The 905-nt window shown below is 62.2% G+C and carries 1 protein-coding gene; it reads left to right on the top strand.

What is annotated here, in order from left to right; all coding sequences use genetic code 11:
• Positions 1-43 precede the first annotated feature (43 nt).
• Positions 44-878, top strand: a protein-coding gene (locus QMK33_RS23395; protein ID WP_502867101.1) for an IS5 family transposase whose coding sequence is annotated in 2 segments (ribosomal slippage) — positions 44-402 and positions 401-878 — 837 coding nt in all. Because the reading frame shifts where the segments join, the coding sequence is not laid out codon by codon here.
• Positions 879-905 lie beyond the last annotated feature (27 nt).

Raw genomic sequence — 905 nt, forward strand, 5'->3', positions numbered from 1 at the left:
AGAGGCTATCCGAATAGGGAAAAATCAGTTGTATTTTAGGGGTATGGCTACAGTTCAAGAATTTCGCATTTCGGACACGCTTTGGGCGCGGTTGTCCCCTCATTTGCCCGTCCACGTGCCCAAGGCGCATCCCCTGGGCCGCCACCGGCGGCGGGTGCCGGACCGGCAGGTACTGGACGGCATTTTCTTTGTCCTGCGCACGGGCTGCCAGTGGAAGGCGCTGAGTACGACGGGCATTTGCTCGTCCAGCACGGCCCATAGCCGCTTTCAGGAGTGGGTGCAGGCCGGCGTCTTTGCCCGGCTTTGGGACGTGGCGCTCCAGGACTACGAGGAGTTAATCGGACTCGAATTCGAGTGGATGTCTCTCGACGGCTCGCTGCACAAAGCGCCGTTGGGCGGGGAAAAAAACGGGCCCCAACCCCACGGACCGGGGCAAAGGCGGCACCAAGCGCAGCCTGCTGACCGAGGCGCGGGGCATCCCCGTGGGGCTGGTGCTGGACGGGGCCAACCGGCATGACATGAAATTGACGGAAAGCACGTTGACCAGTTTGCCTCCAGCGGCCAAATCTGCCCGCGACGCCCACCGGGCGAACGGCGAGGAACAACACCTGTGCCTGGACGCCGGCTACGACTACGACCAAGTGCGCGCCCTGGTCGCGGCCCACGGCTACACAGCCCATATCCGCCCACGCGGGGAAGAAGTGCAAGCCAAAAAAGCCGGCCAGAAAGCTCGCCGCTGGGTGGTGGAGCGGACCCACTCCTGGCTCAACCGCTTCCGCCACCTGCTCATCCGCTGGGCCAAAAAGCCGGAAAACTACCTGGCCATGCTCCATTTTGCCTGCGCCCGAATTACGTGGTACAATTGTCTTTTTGGGTGACGCTGTTTCCCTATTCGGATAGGCACT

It is taken from the genome of Hymenobacter sp. H14-R3, from assembly GCF_030063445.1.
Lineage (GTDB): Bacteria > Bacteroidota > Bacteroidia > Cytophagales > Hymenobacteraceae > Hymenobacter.